We start from the raw sequence: 19,900 nt of genomic DNA, 5'->3' as shown, positions 1-19,900 counted from the left end.
CTGTCCTTCGGCGAGTGCGGTGCGGTGGCCGGGCAGGTGCGGGATCAGGATCCGGCGGCGGCGTGCGGGGCTTCCGGGTCGTCGCCGAGGCGGGCGAGCAGCCGGGCGACGATCGTGTGCGTCGCCGGGTCGAACGCCTTGACGTAGCCGAACCGGCGCTCCTGGGTGCAGCCGCGGGAGAGTTTGGTGCTTTCCGAGGCGACGGCGTAGTCGAGCGTGGTCGCGCCGATGCGGCTCGCGTGCTCCACCGGTTCGTAGAAGCACAGGGCGAAGTACAGGGGCAGCTTGCCCTGCCAGTCGTAGTCGTAGCCGGTCAGCCGGATGTACAGACGGGTGCCCCGGCGGACGACCAGCGAGAAGCCGCGCACCGCGCCGTCCTCGGAGCGGGCGGTGATGACCTCCGCGTCCGCGCCGCAGTGCGTGGCATGGAGCTCCAGGGTGCGGGTCAGCGCCTCCGGGGTGTAGGCGTGCCCGTACTTGCTGCCGTGCTTGAGCAGCAGCGGTACCAGTTCGCCGGTCAGGGCGGGGGTGAGGGGCTCGACACGGAAGTCGACGCCGGCCGCCTCGAGACGGCGGCGCTCGTAACGCACCTTGCGCCGGCGGTCGCTGGGCAGCAGGCCCAGGTACCCCTCGAAGCCCGGCTCGGGCAGCCGCAGGGTGGAGTAGTGGGCGGTGGGGAACTCGGCGTAGCCGCGCTCCCGCAGGACGTCCCGCAGCCCGGTGTCGGACGCGGCGACGAAGAGGAAGGCCGAGCTGGCCCCGCCGGCGGCCCGGGCGTCGTCCTCGCCGGCCGCGACCAGTTCGGCGATCCGGCGCCGGCGCCGGTCCTCGGGCAGTCCGGGCGCCGTGACGAGCGCGGTGTCGGGGACCCTGCGTCCGCCGAACAGCCGGGTGGGCAGCAGGGCGTCGACGGCTCGGGCGGTGTCCTCGTCCGGTTCGACGCCTCGGGCACCGGCGAGCATGCGCACGGTCCGGTCCACGCGCATGAACGGCCAGGCCTCCGAGGAGGCGTCGAGCGGGTAGCAGGACAGGCCCGCCTCGGCGCGGCCGGGCTCACCCGCCAGGTAGTACCGGGGCGGGATGTTGGTCTGTTCGCTCTCCAGTGCCAGCCAGCCCGGGGAGCGGAAGAGGTCGTCGGGCGGTACGACGGTGTCCCAGCCCCTCTCCCGCGCCTGAGCCAGGCTGTCGGTCGTCCATACGGTCATGCCCCGGCTCCTCGGGTCCGGCCGGCACCGGCGGTCTCCGGGTGGGTCTGCGGACGGGCCACGTCCGTGCGGAGCGCCGCGGTGACCATCCGCTGGACCTCGTGGCGGGCCTCGGTGAGATAGAAGTGCCCGCCGTCGAACACCTTGACCTCGCAGGGCGCTTCGGTGAGTTCCGCCCAGCCGGCGAGCGAAGCGGTGGGCACCAGGGCGTCCGTGGAGCCGCCCAGCGCGGTGACGGGGCACCTCAGCGGGTCGCGCCGGACCCACTCGTAGGTCTCGTACGCGGCGAAGTCGGCGCGCAGGGCGGGCAGCATCATCCGCATCAGGGCCCGGTCGCTCCACACCTCGTCCGGTATGCCCTGGTAGGCGCGGCGGACCTCGGCGAGGAACTCGTCGTCGGGCAGGTGCGCGACCGGCGGCTCCTCCACCAGCCGGTGCGCGGGCGGGCAGGCGGAGACGAACAGCCGGCGGGGCGCGACGGTGAGCCGCCGTGCCGTTTCGTAGGCGACGAGCGCGCCCATGCTGTGCCCGAGGAGGACGAAGGGCAGGTCGAGCAGGTCCGCGCAGGCACGGCCGACGCGCTGGGCGATGGCCGTGATGTCGTCGAGCGGCAGCTCGGTCAGCCGCGCCTCCCGCCCCGGCAGGTGCACCAGGCACAGCTCGACGTCCTCGGGGAGTTCGGAGACCCAGTGCGCGTAGGACGACGGTCCCGCCCCGGCGTGCGGGACGCAGAACACCCTCGCGCGGGCCTCGGGGCGCGGCCTGGGCCGCTTGATCCATGCCGATGCCGTCATGCGAAGGCCCTCGCTTTCGTTCCTGAGGTGACACCGGTGAGCACCGAGCAGAGCCGGTCCAGCTCGGCCTCGCTGTTGTAGTAGTGGACGGAGATCCGCAGCAGACGGCTGAGGCCGCGCTGCTGCATGTCGTGGCAGGCGGCGTTGTCGAGGCACACCCAGCTGTTGATGCCGGCCCTCAGCAGTTCGGCGCGCACCTGGAAGGGGTCGTGGTCGGCGAAGGTGACGGCGATGTTGCCGCACCGCTCCACGCCCCGGTCCTCCACCGTGACGCCCGGCACCCGGGCCAGGTCGGCGCGCAGTCCGGCGGCCAGGGAGCGGACCCGCTGCCAGGTGCGCTCCACGCCCCAGCCGCGGGCGTAGTCGACGGCCACCCCGAGCCCGATCCGGGCCGCGGCGTTGACCTCCCAGGTCTCGAAGCGGCGTGCGCCGGGGGCGATCCGGTACTCCCCGCCGTGCCACTCGACGCCGTCCAGGCCGAGCACCGCCGGGGTGAGGCGGGGGGCGACGTCGCGGGCGACGTAGAGGAAACCGGTGCCGCGCGGGCCGCGCAGGTACTTGCGGCCGCAGCCCACCAGCAGGTCGCAGTTGAAGTCCTGGACGTCCACCGGCAGCTGGCCCACCGACTGGCAGGCGTCCACCAGGAACAGGGCGTCGGTCCGGCGCACCGCCTTGCCCACCTCGGCGACCGGGTTCACCAGGCCGTCGTGCATGGGCACGTGGGCCATGGCCACCAGCTTGACCCGCTCGTCCAGGCACTGTTCCAGCGCGGCCGTGTCGACCAGGCCGTCACCGTCGACCGGCAGGAACTCCAGGCGGACGCCGGTGCGTTCGGCGAGGTGGAGCAGCGAGATGTGGTTGCTGCCGTACTCGACGGGTGACACCAGCACCCGGTCCCCCCGGCGCAGCGGGATGCTGGACAGCGCCATTCCCCAGGCGCGGGTCGCGCTGTCCATGATCGCGATTTCGTCGGGGCGGGCGTTCAGCAGTGCCGCGAGCGCGTCATGGGCCCGGGCGACCGCCTCGTGGGCACGCTCGGCGGCCTCGTACGCGCCCACGGTGCTCTCCAGCGCGAGGTGCCGGGTCATGGCGTCGGTCACCGCGCGCGGAGCGAGGCTCGCGCCCGCGTTGTTGAGGTGGACGACATGGGCGGCGCCCGGTGTGTCGGCGCGGGCCCTGGCAAGGTCGAATTCCATCGGTTCGGTCACCCGTCTTCGGCCGGCGTCTGCGCGAGACGCCTCTGAGTTGAGGTCTCGGGAGCGCTCCGCGCGAACGCGGAGCGCCGTGCCGCGTCAGCCGGCGAGATAGCGCAGCGCCTCCTCGGCGCCGTCGCCGTCGTCCGTCCGCTGTGCTCCGGCGGCCGCCCAGCAGACGTGGGCGAGGTCGGACAGGGTGGTGCAGCCCCACAGGTCGGCCATGGGCAGCTTGAGCCGCAGCGCGCTCTCCAGCCGGACCACCACCTCCAGCAGGGCGAGCGAGTCACAGCCGACGGCGAGCAGTTCGTCCTCGTCCTGCGGTCCGGGGGTGTCGGTGATCTCCCCGATGACGTCGCGCACGAGGCTGCCGATCTCCTCGCGGGTGAGGGCGCCCGGTGTGCCCTCGCGTGCGGCGGCGTCCTGCCGGCGTCGTTCGAAGGCGCGGCGGATGCGCTCGATGCGGCCGGCCAGGGGAACGGTGGAGACGACGCGCTGCGCCTCTCCGCCGGTCAGTACGGCGCCCAGGACGTCGCCCGCCTGCTCGGGCCGGATCGCGGTGCGGGCGGCGGCCGCTCCGATGCGGCCGGAGCCGTTCTCGTCGAACCGCCACGAGTCCCAGTCGACGCTGACCCAGGGGGCTCCGTGGGCGCGCCGCCAGTGCGCGTAGCTGTCGAGGTAGCGGTTGGCAACCGAGTAGATGCCGAAGGCGATGCCGCCGAGCAGGGTGTCGATGCTGGAGCAGACCAGGCAGAACGCCAGTGGCTCGTCGCGGGTCACCCGGTCCAGGACGGCTGTGCCGGGCACCTTGGGACGCAGGGCCGCCAGGGCCCGGTCGGTGCCGGTGTCGACGATGAACGAGAAGTTGCGGCTCTCCTCGATGCCCGCCGAGTGCACCACTCCGTCGATGGCTCCCCAGCGGGCGTGCACCTCGTCGACGACCCGTCGCATCGCCGTCTCGTCGGCCACGTCGGCGCCCAGCACGAGTACCTCGGCCCCGAGGTCGCGCAGCCGGCGCACGCCGGGCGCGTCCGCGTCCGGGGTGCGGGAGACGAGCGCCAGCCGGACCGGGGCGGTGCGCGCGAACACCTCGGCGACGACCAGACCGATGCGGCCCAGACCGCCGGTGACGAGGTACACCCCGCCGGGGCGTACGGGCACCGGCACGGGGCCGCCGTCGGGCGCGGGCAGCCGCTCCACCGTGGGCAGCAGCCGGTCACCGCCGCGGTAGACCACCTCGGGGTCGCCGCTCGGCCAGGCCATCTCCGCGAGCAGGCCGGCGGCGGCCTGCTCGTGCGGGGTGTCCGACGCGAAGTCGACGGCACGGCAGCGCAGTTCCGGGTGCTCCTGCGGGACGACCCGGCACAGTCCGAGCATCGCGGACGCCTCCGGACGCAGGGCACGGAGGCCGTCCTCGGGCGCGGTGGCCGCGGGGCGCGGGGCGACGGCGGCCTGCGCGTTCTCCGTGCCGATCCACAGGTCGGTGCTCTGCCGTGCCGCGGTGAGTGCCTGCACCAGGTGCAGCACTGCGAGGGCGCCCCGGGCGATGCCGGTGTCCTGGTCGGCCGGGGCTCCGTAGGACCACAGATGGACGGCCTCGGCCACCTGACCGCCCCGCGTCACGGCCCAGTCCACCAGCCGCCGGAAGTCCTCGGCGTCCGCGGGGCGTACGACGGCGTGGTGGTCGTCCGTCACCTCGAACCGGTCGCCGGGCGTGACGTGCAGCACGGTGCGTCCCGCCGCGATCAGCTCGGCCGCCAGCGGGCCGGCGGGGCCGCCGTCGCCGAGCAGCAGGGTGACGCCGTCGACGGGCGGCAGGTCGCCGGTCAGATACGGCCGGGGCAGCGCGGTCCGTTCCCAGGCGGGCCGGTGGAGCCACTCGGCGACCGGGGCCTGCTCCTGCGCCTCGAGTTCGACCGCGCCCTGGTCGCCGGCCGGGGCGGCCTCGATCCACAGGCGCTCGCCCTGCCACGGGTAGCCGGGCAGGGAGATCCGGCGCCGGTCGGCCGCCTGGAACACCTCGTCCCAGTCCGCGTCGTCGCCCTCGGCCCAGGTTCGGGCCAGTTCGGCGGCACGCGAGCCGTCCGGGGCGGGCGGGTCGCCGTCGAGTGCGCGCAGCAGGGTCTCCGTCGAGTCGACCGCCACGGCCCAGCGGTGGGCGAACGGGCGGCGGCCGGTGGCGAGCGTGTGGGAGAGGGCGACGAGATCGGTGTCCGGGTGGGCGCGCAGATGGGCGGCCAGGCGGCGCCGGACCTCCGTCAGTGCCTCGTCGCTGCGGGCCGACAGGACCACGGGGAGGGTCCTGCGGGGGCCGGACGGTCCCTCGCCGCCGGCAACCGGTTCGGGTGCCTGTTCGAGGACGAAGTGGGCGTTGGTGCCGCCCATCCCGAAGCAGCTGACACCGGCCCGGCGGGGGCCGGGCTGCGGCCACGGCTTGAGTGTCCGGTTGAGGTAGAACGGCGTGTCGGTGAAGTCGAGGTCCGGGTTGGCCTCCTCGAGGACGGCCATGGGCGGCAGTTCGCCGTGCTTCAGGCACAGGACGGCCTTGAGCAGCCCGGCGATGCCGGAGGCGAAACACAGGTGGCCGATGTTCGCCTTGACCGAGCCGAGGGCGCAGTAGGCGGTGCGGTCGGTGAAGGCCCGGTAGGCGCGTGCCAGACCGCGCACCTCGATCGGGTCGCCGACCTGGGTGCCGGTGCCGTGGCCCTCGACCATGGCGATGGTGTCGGCGGGGACACCGGAGGCCTCCAGCGCCGCCCTGATGACCCGGGACTGCCCCTCGACGCTGGGAGCCGAGTAACCAGCCTTGGCCCGGCCGTCGTTGTTGACCGCGCTGCTCTTGATCACCGCGTGGACGTTGTCCCCGTGCTCGAGGGCGTCGTCGAGGCGGCGCAGGACGAGCACGCCGGCGCCGTCGCCCTCCACGTAGCCGCTGGCGCCCTTGTCGTAGGCACGGGTGCTGCCGTCCGCGGACAGGATGAACCCGTCCTGGTGCTCGTACGCCAGTGTCTCCAGCGCGCTGATGCTGGCCGCGCCGACCAGCGCCATGTCCGCCCGGCCCTCCCGCAGCGACTCGCAGGCCAGGTGGACGGCGACGGCGGCCGACGAGCACGCGGACTGGACGTTGACGCTCTCGCCGGTCAGGCCCAGCTTGTAGGAGATACGGGTGGGCAGGGTGTCCGGCCCGTTGGACAGCTGGATGAGCATGTGCTCGGCGGCGGAGCGGGCACCGAAGTCCCTGGTGCCGTAGTAGGTGTTGGGGCCGACCGAGGTGTAGACGGCGACGGTCTCCCGCACTCGGTACGGGTCGTGACCGGCGTCCTCCAGGGCGTTCCAGGACAGCTCCAGCAGGCGCCGGTGCTGCGGGTCGAGAACCTCGGCCTCGCGGCGCGGTATGCCGAAGAACTCGGCGTCGAAGCGGCGGACGTCCTTCAGGACACCGCGGGCGTGCACCGTGCGGCGGCCGGTGGCGGGGTCCTCGACGACCCGCGGGGAGCCGTGCGTGATGGACTCCCTGCCCGCGCGGATGTTCTCCCAGAAGGCGTCCAGGTCGTCGGCGCCCGGCAGTTCGGCGGCCATGCCGATGACGGCGATGTCGCGACAGTGAGGGTCGTTGGGCTGAGGGTTCACAGGTTCATACCTCGTGCTTGGCCATGGCTTCGGCGAGCGCGCGAACGGTGGGGTATTCGTAGAGGGCCGTGGAGGGAAGACGGACGCCGGTCCGCTCCTCCAGGCGGAGCTGCGCCTGCTTGATGGTGAGCGAGGTGCCGCCCAGGTCGAAGTAGTTGTCGTCCATGCCGACGGTCCGCACGCCGAGGACCTCGGCCCAGATGCCGGCGATCAGTGCCTCCAGCTCGCCGGCGGCGGGCCGGTAGGCGGTGCCCAGCTCCAGCCGGGGCGCGGCGGTCTCGGCGCGCAGCGCGGCACGGTCCGTCTTGCCGTGCCGGGTGAGCGGCAGCCGCTCCAGGCGGTGGAACTCGGTGGGGATCATGTAGTCGGGCAGCCGGGTGGCGAGCCGGGCCCGCAGCTCGGCGACGGTGGGCGTGGCGCCGTACGCCGGGATGACGTAGGCGGCGAGCACCCGCTCGGCTCCCTCTCCCCGGTCGACCACGGCGGCCTGGGCGACGGGCGGTTCGTCCAGGAGGGCGGCCTCGACCTCGGTCAGCTCCACCCGGTTGCCACGGATCTTGACCTGGCTGTCGGTGCGGCCGACCACTTGGACCAGTCCGCCGGGGAGCATCCGGCCGAGGTCACCGGACCGGTAGATCCGGCCGTCGGCGGTCTCGCCGAACGGGTCGGGCAGGAAGGCCCGTTCGGTGAGGTCGGGTCGCCCGTGGTACTCGCGGGCGAGCGCGGGCCCGCCGATGTACAGCTCGCCCAGCTCTCCGTCGGGCACCGGCCGCATTTCCGCGTCGAGGATCCAGACCCGGGTGCCGGGCAGGGGGGCGCCGACCGGCGGAGGTGCGTAGGCGAGGTCGGACTCCTGGAAGATGTGACAGCAGGTGAACACGCCGGCCTCGGTCGGCCCGTAGCCGTTGGCGAAGCGGATGTCGGTGGACCGCATGGCCTGCGCCAGGTGCGGGGTGGACACGACCTCTCCGCCGATCACCACCTGGCGCAGGCCGCTGTCCTTCAGCCGACCCTCGTCGACCAGCTGGTTGAACAGGGTGGGGGTGAGCCAGCAGGTGGTCACGCCGTAGCGGCGGACGGTGTCGACGACGGCGTCCGCCGAGGAGCGCTGCTGCGGCAGCAGGACCAGCCGCGCGCCGTTGGCGAGGGCCGCCCAGATCTCGAACACGGAGGCGTCGAAGGACAGCGGGCACGCCTGGAGGAACGTCTGGTGCTCGTCGAAGTCGCCATAGATGCCGCTGCGGACGATCCGGGCGGCGGCGCGGTGCGGGACGGCCACGCCCTTCGGATTGCCGGTGGTGCCGGAGGTGTAGATGACGTAGGCGAGGTTCTCCTCGCTCGCACGGACGGGGCTCTCGCCTGCCGGGACGACGCCGGCGGCGGTGTCGGCGCGCACGCGCACTCCGTCGAAGTCGAGGCCGCGCCCGTCGGTCACGGGCGTGGTGACGACGACCCGTACTCCGGCGTCGCGCAGGATGAACGACACCCGGTCCGCCGGGTCGTCGACCCGGAGCGGCAGATAGGCGCCGCCCGCCTCCAGGATGCCGAGCATGCCGATGAGCATCTCGACCGACCGCTCCGCGAAAAGGCCGACCACCACGTCGGGTCCCACGCCCTCGGCCCTCAGCCGGGCGGCCAGGGCGCGGGCCCGCTCGTGCAGTTCCGCGTAGGTCAGGGACCGTTCGCCCTGGACGACCGCGACGGAATTCCCGCGCCGCCGTGCCTGTCCGGCGAATTGGTCGTGCAGGCATCGGCTGGCCGACCGTGAACCCGGATCCGACTTCGTCTGTTCCGCCATTCCGTACCCTCAACCCTCATTCTTCACCGGACGACGACCGCTTCCGCACCTTTCCTCGGCAAGCGTCGACCAGCCAAATATGCGCGGCGCGTCGTTGTCAATGTCGTTCGGCCGCCCCGACGGTGCGGACACGTGCTGGAAAGACGCCTGTTCCCGGCATGCGCAGGGCCTCTCGGGCAGCCGCGGGATATTTCTCACCGGGCGAGAAACACACTGTTCTTCTCGGCGGGCGAGAAAGAAATGAGTTCGCTCTGCCGGGGGTCCTCGGAATGCCGTACGATCCACCGACGGTGAAATCCTCCGGTGGTCCGGGAAGGACCCGCCGGCCTTCTTTCTCGGATGGAGTGCTGATGACGCTTCTGACCACCTGGCCCGAATCCGGCCCGGACACCGTTTCGCTCCGCACCACGGATCCGGAGCGGATCGGGGCGGCGCTGGCTCCGCTCGGCGTCCGCTACGAGCAGTGGCCCGTGCGGGACGACCTGGCGCCCGGCGCCGGTCCCGAGGCCGTGCTCGCCGCCTACGCCGACGAGGTGGAGGCCCTCACCGCCCAGGAGCAATTCCTCACCGTCGACGTCGTGTCACTGCACCCCGATGGCTCCCCGGACTGGGCGGACCGGGCCCGCGTGGCCCGGGAGAAGTTCCTCGCCGAGCACACCCACGAGGACGACGACGAGGTCCGCTTCTTCGTCTCCGGTGCGGGCGTCTTCTACCTGCACGCCGGCGGCGAGGTGCACGCCGTGTACTGCGAGAGGGGCGACCTGCTGGGCGTGCCGAAGGGGACCACGCACTGGTTCGACATGGGCACCCGGCCCTCGTTCACCGCGATCCGCTTCTTCCACGAGGAGGACGGCTGGATCGGCACGTTCACCGGCAGCGACATCGCCCGGCGCTTCCCCGACTTCGACACGCTCCGGGCCGGCCGCGCCGGGGTGGACGCGTGACGCTGCGCTGCCGGGCGGCCGCCGTGGTGCTGGACATCGAGGGCACCACCAGCGCGACCCGCCATGTCACCGACGTCCTGTACCCGTACTCGCGCCCGCGCTTCGCGCAGCTGCTCACCGAACGGCGGGACGAGCCGGAGATCCGGGCCGCCGTCGAGCAGGTCCGGGAGCTGCTGGACGAACCGGACGCGGACGCGCGCCGCGTCGAGCGTGCCCTCGACGAGTGGCTCGACGAGGACCGGAAGGTCACGCCGCTGAAGACGCTCCAGGGCATCATCTGGTCGGAGGCCTTCGCGCGCGGCGACCTCACGGCGCACTTCTACCCCGACGTCGTACCCGCCCTGCGGCGCTGGCACGAGCGGGGGGCGCGACTGTACGTCTACTCCTCCGGCTCGGTGTCCGCGCAGCGCTCTTGGTTCGGACATGCCGCGGAGGGCGACCTGTCGAAGCTGGTCAGCGGCTTCTTCGACACCCGCAACGCCGGGCCCAAGACGGCGTGCGCGTCCTACCGGGCCATCACCGCGGCGACCGGGGTACCGCCCGGGGCCACCCTGTTCCTGTCCGACCGGGCCGGCGAACTGAACGCGGCGCGGGAGGCGGGATGGCTGACGGGCGTCCTGCTCCGGCCACAGGAGCCGCACCGGGAGACCGACCGTACGGACCACCCCGGGGTCCGCTCGTTCACCGAGATCGACCTCGTCCTCACGGAGGGAACGGCATGACGGGAACCATGGCCACCGGTGCGCCGCGGACGGCGGCCGAGGGCAGGACGCTGGCCGCGGAGGCGGCGCGGTTCGCGGCACTCGGGTGGATGCGGGGGACCTCGGGAAACCTGTCCGTGGTCACGGGCCGGGACCCGCTGCGCCTCCTGGTCACGGCGAGCGGGCTGGACAAGGGGGAGCTGCGGCCGCAGGACACGGTCCTGGTGGACGAGGAGGGCGAGGCCGTGCCGGGCGCCTCGGCTGCCGGGAGGCCGTCCGCGGAGGCCGCCCTGCACGCCCGGGTGGTACGGCTGACGGGCGCCGGCGCCGTCGTCCATGTGCACACCGTCGCCTCGGTGGCGATGGGCCGCCGGCGCCCGGGGGGCATCGTGTTCCGCGACCTGGAGATGCTCAAGGGCATCGGGCGGTCCGCCCATGACGAAGAGGTCGTCCTGCCGGTGATCCGCAACTCCCAGGACATGCGCGTCCTCGGCGACCGTCTGGAGGCCGCGCTGAACCCCCGGGTACCGGCGGTCGTGGTGGCGGGTCACGGCCTGTACGCCTGGGGCGCGGATCCCGGAGAGGCCCGCCGCCACACGGAAGTCGTGGAGTGGCTGCTCGAACTCGGACTCGCGGAGGAGCGGGGGCGGTAGGCGGCGAGCGCTCCGGCCGAGGCGGGAGCGCTCAGCGGGCGGCCGAGGCGGCCGACAGGCCGCCCTGCCCGCACGTCACCCCCGCGCACGGGAGGCCGACGGCCGTGCTCGGCGTCAGCCCCAGTGGTCCCCCGGCAGTTGGCCCGACGAGACCTCCAGGACCCCTCGTTCCGACACCAGTGCGGTGATCAGGGTGCCGGGGGTGACGTCGAACGCCGGGTTGTGGGCGCGGGTCCGGGTGCCGTCCGGGGCCGTGATGCCGCCGGCGATGAGGTTCAGCACCTCCGCCTCACCGCGCTGCTCGATGGGGATCGAGGCGCCCGTGGCCGTGGTGAGGTCCACCGTGTCGGAGGGCGCGGCCACCACGAAGGGCAGGCCCGCGTGGGCACAGGCGAGGGCTATGCCCAGGGTGCCCGTCTTGTTGGCGGTGTCGCCGTTGCGGGTGATCCGGTCCGCGCCGACGACCGCGGCGTCGACCAGTCCGCCGACGACGGTGGCCGCGGCCGCCGCGTCCGCCTGGACCTGGTGCGGAATGCCCTCCTGGGCGAGCTCCCACGCCGTCAGCCGGGCCCCCTGGAGCAGGGGGCGCGTCTCGTCGACGTACACGGTCTCGATCAGTCCCCGCCCGTGCAGTGCGCGGATGACGCCGAGCGCGGTGCCGATGCCCGCGGTGGCGAGCGCACCGGTGTTGCAGTGGGTGAGGATCCGCAGCGGCCGGTCGGCGGCCACCCGCTCGACCAGCCAGTCGGCGCCGGCCTCGGCCATGGCCCGGTTGGCCGCCAGGTCCTGACGCAGGATCGCGTCGGCCTCGGCGACCACGGCGTCCGGGCCCTCGGGGATCCGCGCGGCGACCCGGTCCACGCACACGGCGAGGTTCACCGCGGTGGGACGCGCGGCGCGCAGCCGGGCGACGGCGTCGGCCAGGCGGCCGTCGGACCAGTTCTCCCGGCGGGCCTGTGCCACGGCCAGGGCGACACCGTAGGCGCCGGCCGCCCCGATGGCGGGAGCGCCTCGCACGGCGAGCCGGACGATGGCGTCGATCAGCGCGTCCACGTCACGGATGTCCAGGCGCCGCAGCGTTGCGGGCAGGGCCGTCTGGTCGATGAGGGACAGCGAGGTGCCCGTCCAGCTGACGGCTCGCGGTTCGTGGCTCACGGGGCTCTCTCCGGGGAGGGGTCGGGGCGGACGGACTCCGGCACGTCGGCACGGCCGTCCGGCACGGTGCGGCGCCTGCGGCGGACCGCCGCGAGGCCGGCCACGACGCTGACGGCGGACAATGCGGTGAAGAAGACCCAGATGGCGCGGTCCCCGAGGGACTCGTGCAGGCGCAGTCCGGTGAGCGGCGCGATCATCCAGGCCAGCAGCTGGGCGCTGGTGTAGCCGCCGAGGTAGGCCCCGTGCATGTGGGGCGGCGCCAGGCGGGCGACGGTGGCCTGCATGGTGGGCACCCAGAGCATCTCGCCGAAGGCGAAGACGAGCACCACCAGCACGACGGCCGCGGCGTGGTGGGAGATCAGGAAGAGCAGGAACGGCGGCCCCATCAGCAGCACTCCGACGCTCAGCGTGACGGAGGCGGGCCAGCTCCGCGTCCAGCGGGTCAGGCGCACCTGGAAGAGCAGCACCACCACGGGGTTCATGGCGTACAGCAGGCCCCAGGTCTCGGGCGCGAACCCGAACGACGTGACGGCGATGACCGGCAGCACCGTCTCGAAGGACATGTAGACCATGAATCCGAGGAGCGTCGCCACCAGGAGCAGCAGCAGCGGCCCGTCCGTCAGCACCACGCGCGCGGTCCGCGCGGCGGAGCCGCCCTGGTGGGCGCGGGCCCGGTCGCGCGGCAGGAGCCGGACGGCGAGTGCGCAGGTGAGACCGCCGAGCAGGGCGATACCGAGCAGGAACGCGGTCCAGTCACCGAGGAACAGGAACAGCGCGGCCAGCGGGGGGCCGACGACCACACCGAGGTTGTTGGCGGTGCGCAGGCCCGCGTACGCCTGGTCCCGGCGTTCCGGCGGGACGACGTCCGCGACGATGGCGTTGACGGCGGAGCGTCCCGGTGCCCACACCACCCCGGCCAGGACGACCAGGGCGATGCCCCAGGCCACGCTGTGTCCGGTGAGGCACAGACAGAGGATCAGCAGGGACTGGAGGCCGGTGCTCGCCACCAGCACGTTGCGGCGGCCCACCGCATCGGAGACGAAGCCGCCGAGCCAGGCCGCGGGCGGGCTGAGGACGGCGCTGAGGAGAAACATGACGCCCACCTGACCGGTGGTGGCGCCCGACGCCTCGATCGCCCAGACACCGGCGTAACTCCAGAAGGTCGAGAACGAGGCGCCGCTGATCAGGTGCACCACGGCCGCGCGCCCCAGTACGGGGTCCCATTCCATGCCGAGGAGCAGTTTCCCGCAGCCTCGCAGGAGTGCGGCAGGCTTTTTCGTCATGTGTGCAACTCCCATGGGCCGGGGGGTGATTCCCGCTCTCGTCTACGGAATTTCCACCGGTCCCCCGACCGAAAATGATCCTGGGCAGCCTAGCAAGGAGTCATGAGGGCCCGTCAATGAGCTTTCACCTCACTTCTTCCTCCTTTCTCACGAGGCGAGAAGTCGGCTTCTCTTTCTCACCTGCCGAGAAATAGCGCAGTGACGGCAACGGTATTTCGGTGACGGAGGATTTCACGGTGTCCAGGCCGACGAAGCGTTCCACCGACAGCGCCAGGGAGGCGCGCAGCCGGTACAGGGCGGTGTCGGAGATGGGGAATGCGGCGCCGCCGGCCCGGGGGCGTGCCGCGGAGCGGGACTCACCGGGTGTCTCGCGGCAGGATTCGCGCTCCTGGTCGGGTACGGCGCCGAGGGCCCGGTCCGTCCAGGAGGGCAGGACGGTCACCAGCCCTCCGCCGGGGCGTTCGCACAGGAGTTTCCCGGCACCGCGGCCGCGGACCGCGCGGACCGTCAGCCGCCGGCCGACGAGCGGATGCGGCCGGTGGGTCACCGTGACGAGGTCGCCCGGCCTGACCGCCCCGGACACGGTCATTCCACCGGGGCGAGCAGAGCGCCGGAGCCGGCCTCCCGGACCGTGATGGCCTCCATGGGGCAGGTCTCGGCGGCGTCCAGCACCGCGTCGTCGGGTGCGGAGACGGGGTGCACCGCGTGGGAGCGGCGGTCGCGCACGGCGAAGTGACCGGCCGCCACGGCCGCGCACACGCCGGAGCCGACGCACCGCCCCTGATCGACGGTCACCTCCCACTGCCGCTCAGACATGTCCGGCCTCCCTGTCACCGGCCGGGCCGGCGGCGGGCAGCCGGTCCGGCCGGACGTCCTGGAAGGTGATCCGCAGCCGGTCGGGGCCGCGCACGGACACGTGCGGCCGGTAGTGCAGCGACGCCTCGTCCAGCCTCGGCTCGACGAACGCCCGGGCGAAGGCGTCGAGAGCGATGGCGCCCTCCATCCGGGCCAGCACCGAGCCGAGGCAGAAGTGCGGTCCGGCGGCGAATCCCAGGTGTCCCGGATCGCCCCGGGTGATGTCGAAGCGGTCCGGGTCGCGGTGCTGCAGGGGGTCCCGGTTCGCGGCGGCCAGCAACAGCAGCAGCGGCTGCCCCGCGGCCACCTCCTGGTCGCCCAGGGTGAACGGCTCCCGCGCGATCCGGGTGATCATCTGGGCCGGGGCGTCGTAGCGCAGGACCTCCTCCACGGCGGCCTCGGCCAGTTCGGGACGCTCGCGCAGCAGCCGGAGCTGGTCGGGCCGGCGCAGCAGGGCGAGGAGGCCGTTGAGGATCAGGTTGGCGGTGGTCTCGTGGCCGGCGACCAGCAGCAGGACGCAGCTGAGGATCAGGTCCCGTTCGGTGAGACGGTCGCCCTCCTCCTCGGCGGCGATCAGCTCGGACAGGATGTCCGCGCGCGGTTCCCGCCTGCGTTCCTCGATGAGCCGGGAGAAGTAGCCGACGAAGCCGGTACGGGCCTCCTCGACGTTCCGTTCGACTTCGGTGGTCAGCTCGCCGGGGACCAGTTGCGGGTCGACGGTGAAGGCGATGGCGTGCGCCCACTTCTCGAAGACCGCGTGGTCCTCCCGGGGCACGCCGAGCATCTCGCAGATCACCCGGACGGGCAGCGGGTAGGCGAAGCGGGAGACCATGTCCACGCTGTCGGCGCCGCTCGCGGCGATGTCCGCGAGCAGTTCGCCCACGATGGCCTGGACGCGGGGTCGCCAGCGTTCGATGACCCGCGGTCTGAACGCCTTTCCGGCGAGCCTGCGCAGCCGGGTGTGGTCCGGTGCGTCCAGGTTCAACAGGTTGGGCTGCTGGGGGACCTTGGTGATCCCGGCGCCCAGTCGGTTGCTGCTGACCCGTGGGCTGCGCAGCACGGTCTCGCAGTCCGCGCGCCGGCCGACGACGACGATGCCGCTGGCGGGGTCGGTGAAGGGGGACGCCTCCCGCAACTCCCGCAGGAGAGGGTAGGGGTGGGCCCGGGAGGCGTGGTCGGCGAGCCGGGCCAGCCCGGTGGTCGCGGTACCGGTCGGGGTGGTGGTCATGTGCTGTGTGCTCCTTTCGGGGCGGGTGCGCGGGGCCGTCGGCGCGGGGTTGCCGCGATCGCCGTCACCGGCCGTGGAGGGTGCGCACCATGCGCACCAGGGCCGGCATCGTCCCTGCGCGGCGGCGGAAGGAGGTGGGCTGCATCAGCGGCCGGAACCGCTGACGGGTGACGGCCTGGGTGCGGGTGAACTCGCGCAGCCCGTCCGGGCCGTGGACCCGGCCGAAACCGGATTCGCCGACCCCGCCGAAGGGGACGGCGGGCATTCCGGCGAAGGCGATCACGGCGTTGACGGACACCATGCCGGCCCGCAGCCGGGCGGCGACGCTCCGGCCGCAGGACCGGTCGCGGGTGAAGACGGACGCGCCCAGTCCGTACCCGCCGGCGTTGGCGCGCTTCACGGCCTCCTCCACGGAGGCCACCCGGTTCACGACGAGCACGGGTCCGAAGGTCTCCTCGGTGACGGCGGACGAGTCCTCCGGTACGTCGGCGAGGACGATCGGAGCGACGTACGGCGGGCTGACGGACTGCGGGCCGCCGAGGACCGCGCGGGCGCCGCGGGCCAGGGCGTCGCGCACATGGCCGGCGATGACGTCGAGTTGCCGGGGCAGCACGATCCGGCCGAGGTCGGCGTCGGGCCCGTCGCCGACGCGCAGGGCGCCCGCGCGCTCGGTCACCAGGTCCAGGAAGCGGTCGGCGACGGCGTCGACGACGTAGACGCGTTCCAGGCCGACGCAGGTCTGTCCGGCGTTGGTCATCGCCGCCCAGACCGCGGCGTCGGCGGCGGCGTCGAGGTCGGCGTCGGCGGCGACGACCATGGCGTCCTTGCCGCCGCCCTCGATCACCACCGGTGTCAGGTTGTCGGCGCAGGCCGCCATGACGCGGCGACCGGTGGCGCTGGAGCCGGTGAAGGAGACCTTGTCGACGGCGGCCCGGCACAGGGCCTCACCGGTCGCCCCGTCGCCCGTGACGAGGTGCAGCACCCGGGTTCCGCCGGTGACCTCGGCCAGGGTGGCCGCGAGCCACTCGCCGGTCCTCGGGGTGAGCTCGCTGGGTTTCAGCACGACGGTGTTGCCGCCGGCGAGGGCGGCCGAGACGGGTCCGATGGGGATGAACGCCGGGTAGTTCCAGGGGCCGATGACGCCGACGACGCCGAGCGGCCGGTGGCTCACCTCGACCGCGTGGTTGAACATCAGCAGGCCGGGCGAGACCCGGCGGCGGCCGAGGACCCGGGCGGCGTGGGCGGCGGTCCAGCGCAGGTGGTGGGCGACGAGGACCACTTCGAGACGAGCGTCGTCGGCCGTCTTGCCGGTCTCGTCGCGGATGAGGCCGATCAGCTCGTCCGAGCGGCGCAGGATCAGCGCGCACCACGCGTCGAGGATCCTGCGCCGCCCGGCGAAGCCGAGCGCGTCCCAACCGGGCTGTGCGCGGCGGGCGTCCGCCACCGCGGCGGCGACGTCGTCCGTCCGGGGGGTGGCCGGGCCGGTGGCGGGGGGCGGGTCGGTGGCCGTGGTCATGCCCGGCCTCCCGGCTCGCGCGGCTCGAGAAGGGCGAGCACCTTGGTCAGCGGGCGCAGCGAGATGGAGGTGTCGCCGTAGCGCAGGAGGTCACCCGGCACCAGCTGCAGCCGGAACCGCTGGTGGATCATCGCCGTGATCATCCGCAGTTCCAGCAGGGCCATGAAGTTGCCGATGCACATGCGCGCGCCGGCGCCGAACGGGAAGTAGGTCATCCGGGGCCGTTCCCTCACCCGGTCCGGGTCGAAGCGGTGCGGGTCGAAGGCCTCGGGGTTGTCCCAGTAGCGGGGGTTGCGGTGGGAGACCAGGGGCGAGAGCAGTACGGACGAGCCGCCGGGGATGTGGAAGCCGCCGAGTTCGTCGTCGGCCACGGCGTCCCGGGGGTAGATCCAGATCGGCGGGTACATCCGCAGGCTCTCGTCGACGACCTGACCGGTGTACGGCAGCCGCTCCACGTCCTCGGGGGTGGGCTCGGCGCCGCCCAGCACCGTCGCGAGTTCCTCGTCGAGCTCCTCGGCGACGGGCGGGTGGTTGGCGAGGGAGACCAGCGTCCACAGCAGGGCGACGGCGGTGGTCTCGTGTCCGGCGAGATAGATGGTGAGCATCTCGTCGCGGATCTCGTCGTCGGTCCAGCGGGCGCCGGTGACCGGGTCGGTGGCCGCCTCGATGAGTTCCATCAGCGGCCCCTCCCCGGTGGCCGCGTGGCTGTCGCGGATCTCGGTGACGAGCCGGGTGAAGATCCGCCGGTCGCGGGCGATGAGCCGGTTGCGCTTGGTCGGCAGCCAGGAGGGCATGAACTCGGCGGCCGAGCCGTGCTTGAACATCACTTCGATGACGTTGTCGACGATGTCCTTCAGAACCGGTGCGGCGGGCCGGATGTCGTAGCCGAACAGCGAGCGGCTGAGCGTGACGAGGGTCAGGCGCAGGGTCTCGGTGACCAGGTCGACGGGCTCGCCGCGGCGGGCGCGGACCTCCCAGTCGTCGAGCATCTCCCGGGTGGCGCGCACCACGTTGGGGCCGATGGCGGCGACCGCCTTGCGCAGGAACACCGGCTGGACCGCCCTCCGGTGGGCCTTCCAGTAGTCGCCGTCGGTGGTGAGCAGCCCGTCGCCCATGACGATCCGGAACTGCTCGTAGAGCACGCCGCGCGTGTAGTTGGCGTTGTTCTCCTTCAGGACCCGTCCCACCGCGTCGGGAGCCGTCACCAGGTGGACCGTGTAGGGGCCGAGGCGCAGCCGGGCGACCTCTCCGTGGTCACGCTGGGCGCGCAGCAGGAACTGGGCGGTGTCCGCCTTCCACTGGGGCAGGTTGCCCAGCAGGGGAACGCCGCGTGGGCCGGGGGCGACCGCGCCGCGGGGGGCGGTCGCGGGGGTCGGTGCCAGGGTGGTCATGTCTCTCGTCACCTCGTTGGTTCGCCGGGAAGCTGCCGGGTCCGCCCGCTCACGGGACCGGGAACTGGCGCCGTATGAACGCGTTGTCGAAGATCCGGTCCGGAGTCAGCCGGCGCAGCGCGATGGTGCCGGCGGCGAGGAAGCCGACCGGGTAGCGCGAGCGCGGGGAGCGGGCCCCGACGGCCCGGACGATGGTGCCGGCCACCTGCTCGGCCTCGATGGCGAACGTGCCGGCGAGCGTTCTGCGGGTGCCGTTGTAGATGCTGTCGTAGTAGGCCGCCGTCCGTTCGTGGAAGCGACGGTACGGGGAGTCGGCGCGGGCCCTTCCGTGCGGGATGTGGTCCATGAACCGCTGGCCCCAGGGGGTGCGCACCGGCCCCGGTTCGATGAGCACGACCCGGATGCCGAAGGTCGCCACCTCGAGCCGGAGCGCGTCGCTGAGGGCTTCGACGGCGTGCTTGCTCGCGTGGTAGTAGCCGCCGCCAGGGGCCGCGTACCGCCCGAAGATGGAGGAGACGTTGACGACGGTGCCGGCGCCGCGGGCGCGCATTCCGGGGAGCACCAGCTGGGTGAGCCGGACCAGGCCGAAGACGTTGGTCTCGAACTGCTCGCGCACCTGCTCCAGCGAGGTCTCCTCGAAGGTCCCGGACAGTCCGTATCCGGCGTTGTTGACGAGGACGTCCACCGCGCCGTGCTCGGCCTCCACGGTCTCGACCGCGGCCTCGGCGGACTCGGGGTCGGTGACGTCCAGGGCCAGGGTGCGCAGGCCGCGTGCGGCGAGCTCGTCGAGCGTCTCCGGCTTCCTGGCGGTGGCGTAGACGCGGTGACCGGCGGCGTGCAGGCGCAGTGCGGTGGCCCGGCCGATCCCCGACGAACACCCGGTGACGAGGGCGGTCGGGCGCTGTGTCATCGTGCCTTCCCCTTTCTGGGGGGCTCATGGGTACGCGGATGGGTGTGCTGGGTGCGGGGAGACAGGGGTCGGACGGCCGGGGGCGGGGCATCGACGGGATCGCCCCCGGCCGTCCGGTCCGGTGGGGCGGAGCCGTGGGGCGGCTCCGCGCGGGTCAGCCCAGGGCGCCCAGCTGCTGGGCGAGTTCCATGCCGTCCATCGAGAACCAGCTTTCGACGATCTTGCCGTCGACGAAGTGGTCGATGACGATCCCGGAGACCTCGATCTTCCGGCCGCCGGCCGGGATGCCGTAGTAGTCCTCGCCGGAGTGGGTGCCGCGGGCGGTGAACCGCTGGACGACCTTGTCGCCCTCCTCGATCCACTCGTCGACGACGACGTGCAGGTCGGGGAAGGAGGCGCGCTGGATGCGGACCCACTCCTTGAGGTGCTCCACGCCCTCGAAGCCGTCGGCGCGGGTGCCGTGGCTGATGTGGTCCGGGACGGCCTTGGCGTAGACGGCGTCGAGGTTGCCCTTGTTGAGGCACTCCTCGTAGTAGTGCTCCAGCAGCTTTCGGTTGGCGCTGACGTGCTGGGTGTCGCTCATGTCGTGCACTCCTCGGGATCGGGTGATGCGGTGGTGACCGGCCGCGGTGCGGATGCGGTCG

The 19,900-nt window shown here is 73.1% G+C and carries 17 protein-coding genes; 3 read left to right on the top strand and 14 right to left on the bottom strand.

Annotated elements, in window-relative coordinates:
• Positions 1-44 precede the first annotated feature (44 nt).
• The 5 genes from IEZ05_RS24070 to IEZ05_RS24050 form a co-directional block, all read right to left on the bottom strand.
• Positions 45-1,205, bottom strand: coding sequence for a GNAT family N-acetyltransferase (locus IEZ05_RS24070; RefSeq protein WP_189232312.1), 1,161 nt, complete (start codon positions 1,203-1,205; stop codon positions 45-47).
• The gene (locus IEZ05_RS24065) at positions 1,202-1,999 is read right to left on the bottom strand and encodes a thioesterase II family protein (RefSeq protein WP_189232311.1); all 798 of its coding nucleotides are present in this window, start codon (positions 1,997-1,999) and stop codon (positions 1,202-1,204) included. Before IEZ05_RS24065 ends, IEZ05_RS24070 begins: the two co-directional genes overlap by 4 nt.
• Entirely contained in the window at positions 1,996-3,195 is a 1,200-nt protein-coding gene (locus IEZ05_RS24060) for an aminotransferase class V-fold PLP-dependent enzyme (protein WP_189232310.1), read from the bottom strand. Before IEZ05_RS24060 ends, IEZ05_RS24065 begins: the two co-directional genes overlap by 4 nt.
• 96 nt (positions 3,196-3,291) lie before the next feature.
• The gene (locus IEZ05_RS24055) at positions 3,292-6,822 is read right to left on the bottom strand and encodes a type I polyketide synthase (protein ID WP_189232309.1); all 3,531 of its coding nucleotides are present in this window, start codon (positions 6,820-6,822) and stop codon (positions 3,292-3,294) included.
• Positions 6,823-6,826: 4 nt separating this feature from the next.
• Positions 6,827-8,620: a non-ribosomal peptide synthetase gene (locus tag IEZ05_RS24050; RefSeq protein WP_189232308.1), complete on the bottom strand. Its 1,794-nt coding sequence runs from the start codon at positions 8,618-8,620 to the stop codon at positions 6,827-6,829.
• A gap of 350 nt (positions 8,621-8,970) precedes the next feature.
• On the opposite strand from IEZ05_RS24050, the gene IEZ05_RS24045 reads away from it, so the two are divergent.
• The 3 genes from IEZ05_RS24045 to mtnB are packed head-to-tail and all read left to right on the top strand — an operon-like array spanning position 8,971 to position 10,918.
• Entirely contained in the window at positions 8,971-9,564 is a 594-nt protein-coding gene (locus IEZ05_RS24045; protein ID WP_189232307.1) for a 1,2-dihydroxy-3-keto-5-methylthiopentene dioxygenase, read from the top strand.
• Complete coding sequence (gene mtnC / locus IEZ05_RS24040) at positions 9,561-10,286, top strand: acireductone synthase (protein WP_189232306.1); 726 nt, start codon at positions 9,561-9,563, stop codon at positions 10,284-10,286. Before IEZ05_RS24045 ends, mtnC begins: the two co-directional genes overlap by 4 nt.
• The gene (mtnB, locus tag IEZ05_RS24035; RefSeq protein ID WP_229869832.1) at positions 10,283-10,918 is read left to right on the top strand and encodes a methylthioribulose 1-phosphate dehydratase; all 636 of its coding nucleotides are present in this window, start codon (positions 10,283-10,285) and stop codon (positions 10,916-10,918) included. The genes mtnC and mtnB overlap by 4 nt, the downstream gene beginning before the upstream one ends.
• 114 nt (positions 10,919-11,032) lie before the next feature.
• On the opposite strand, the gene mtnA is transcribed toward mtnB, so the two are convergent.
• The 9 genes from mtnA to IEZ05_RS23990 form a co-directional block, all read right to left on the bottom strand.
• Positions 11,033-12,073, bottom strand: a complete 1,041-nt coding sequence (gene mtnA / locus IEZ05_RS24030) for an S-methyl-5-thioribose-1-phosphate isomerase (RefSeq protein WP_189232305.1) — start codon at positions 12,071-12,073, stop codon at positions 11,033-11,035.
• Positions 12,070-13,356 (bottom strand): MFS transporter, encoded by a 1,287-nt coding sequence (locus IEZ05_RS24025; protein WP_189232304.1) that lies wholly within the window; start codon positions 13,354-13,356, stop codon positions 12,070-12,072. The genes mtnA and IEZ05_RS24025 overlap by 4 nt, the downstream gene beginning before the upstream one ends.
• Positions 13,357-13,480: 124 nt before the next feature.
• The gene (locus tag IEZ05_RS24020; protein ID WP_189232303.1) at positions 13,481-13,798 is read right to left on the bottom strand and encodes a hypothetical protein; all 318 of its coding nucleotides are present in this window, start codon (positions 13,796-13,798) and stop codon (positions 13,481-13,483) included.
• A gap of 143 nt (positions 13,799-13,941) precedes the next feature.
• A complete protein-coding gene (locus IEZ05_RS24015) occupies positions 13,942-14,172 on the bottom strand; it encodes a ferredoxin (protein ID WP_189232302.1) in 231 nt (76 codons plus the stop codon).
• A complete protein-coding gene (locus IEZ05_RS24010) occupies positions 14,165-15,439 on the bottom strand; it encodes a cytochrome P450 (RefSeq protein ID WP_189232301.1) in 1,275 nt (424 codons plus the stop codon). The genes IEZ05_RS24015 and IEZ05_RS24010 overlap by 8 nt, the downstream gene beginning before the upstream one ends.
• Positions 15,440-15,503: 64 nt before the next feature.
• Positions 15,504-16,955, bottom strand: coding sequence for an aldehyde dehydrogenase family protein (locus IEZ05_RS24005; protein ID WP_189232300.1), 1,452 nt, complete (start codon positions 16,953-16,955; stop codon positions 15,504-15,506).
• Complete coding sequence (locus IEZ05_RS24000) at positions 16,952-18,346, bottom strand: cytochrome P450 (RefSeq protein ID WP_189232299.1); 1,395 nt, start codon at positions 18,344-18,346, stop codon at positions 16,952-16,954. The genes IEZ05_RS24005 and IEZ05_RS24000 overlap by 4 nt, the downstream gene beginning before the upstream one ends.
• A 49-nt stretch (positions 18,347-18,395) precedes the next feature.
• Positions 18,396-19,256 (bottom strand): oxidoreductase, encoded by an 861-nt coding sequence (locus IEZ05_RS23995; protein ID WP_189232298.1) that lies wholly within the window; start codon positions 19,254-19,256, stop codon positions 18,396-18,398.
• 154 nt (positions 19,257-19,410) lie between these two features.
• The gene (locus IEZ05_RS23990) at positions 19,411-19,839 is read right to left on the bottom strand and encodes an ester cyclase (RefSeq protein ID WP_189232297.1); all 429 of its coding nucleotides are present in this window, start codon (positions 19,837-19,839) and stop codon (positions 19,411-19,413) included.
• Positions 19,840-19,900 lie beyond the last annotated feature (61 nt).

The organism is Streptomyces flaveolus, from assembly GCF_014648815.1.
In the GTDB taxonomy this organism is placed as follows: domain Bacteria; phylum Actinomycetota; class Actinomycetes; order Streptomycetales; family Streptomycetaceae; genus Streptomyces; species Streptomyces flaveolus.
The sequence above is the reverse complement of the archived record's forward strand: the minus strand, read 5'-3'. Positions and strand labels throughout refer to the sequence as shown.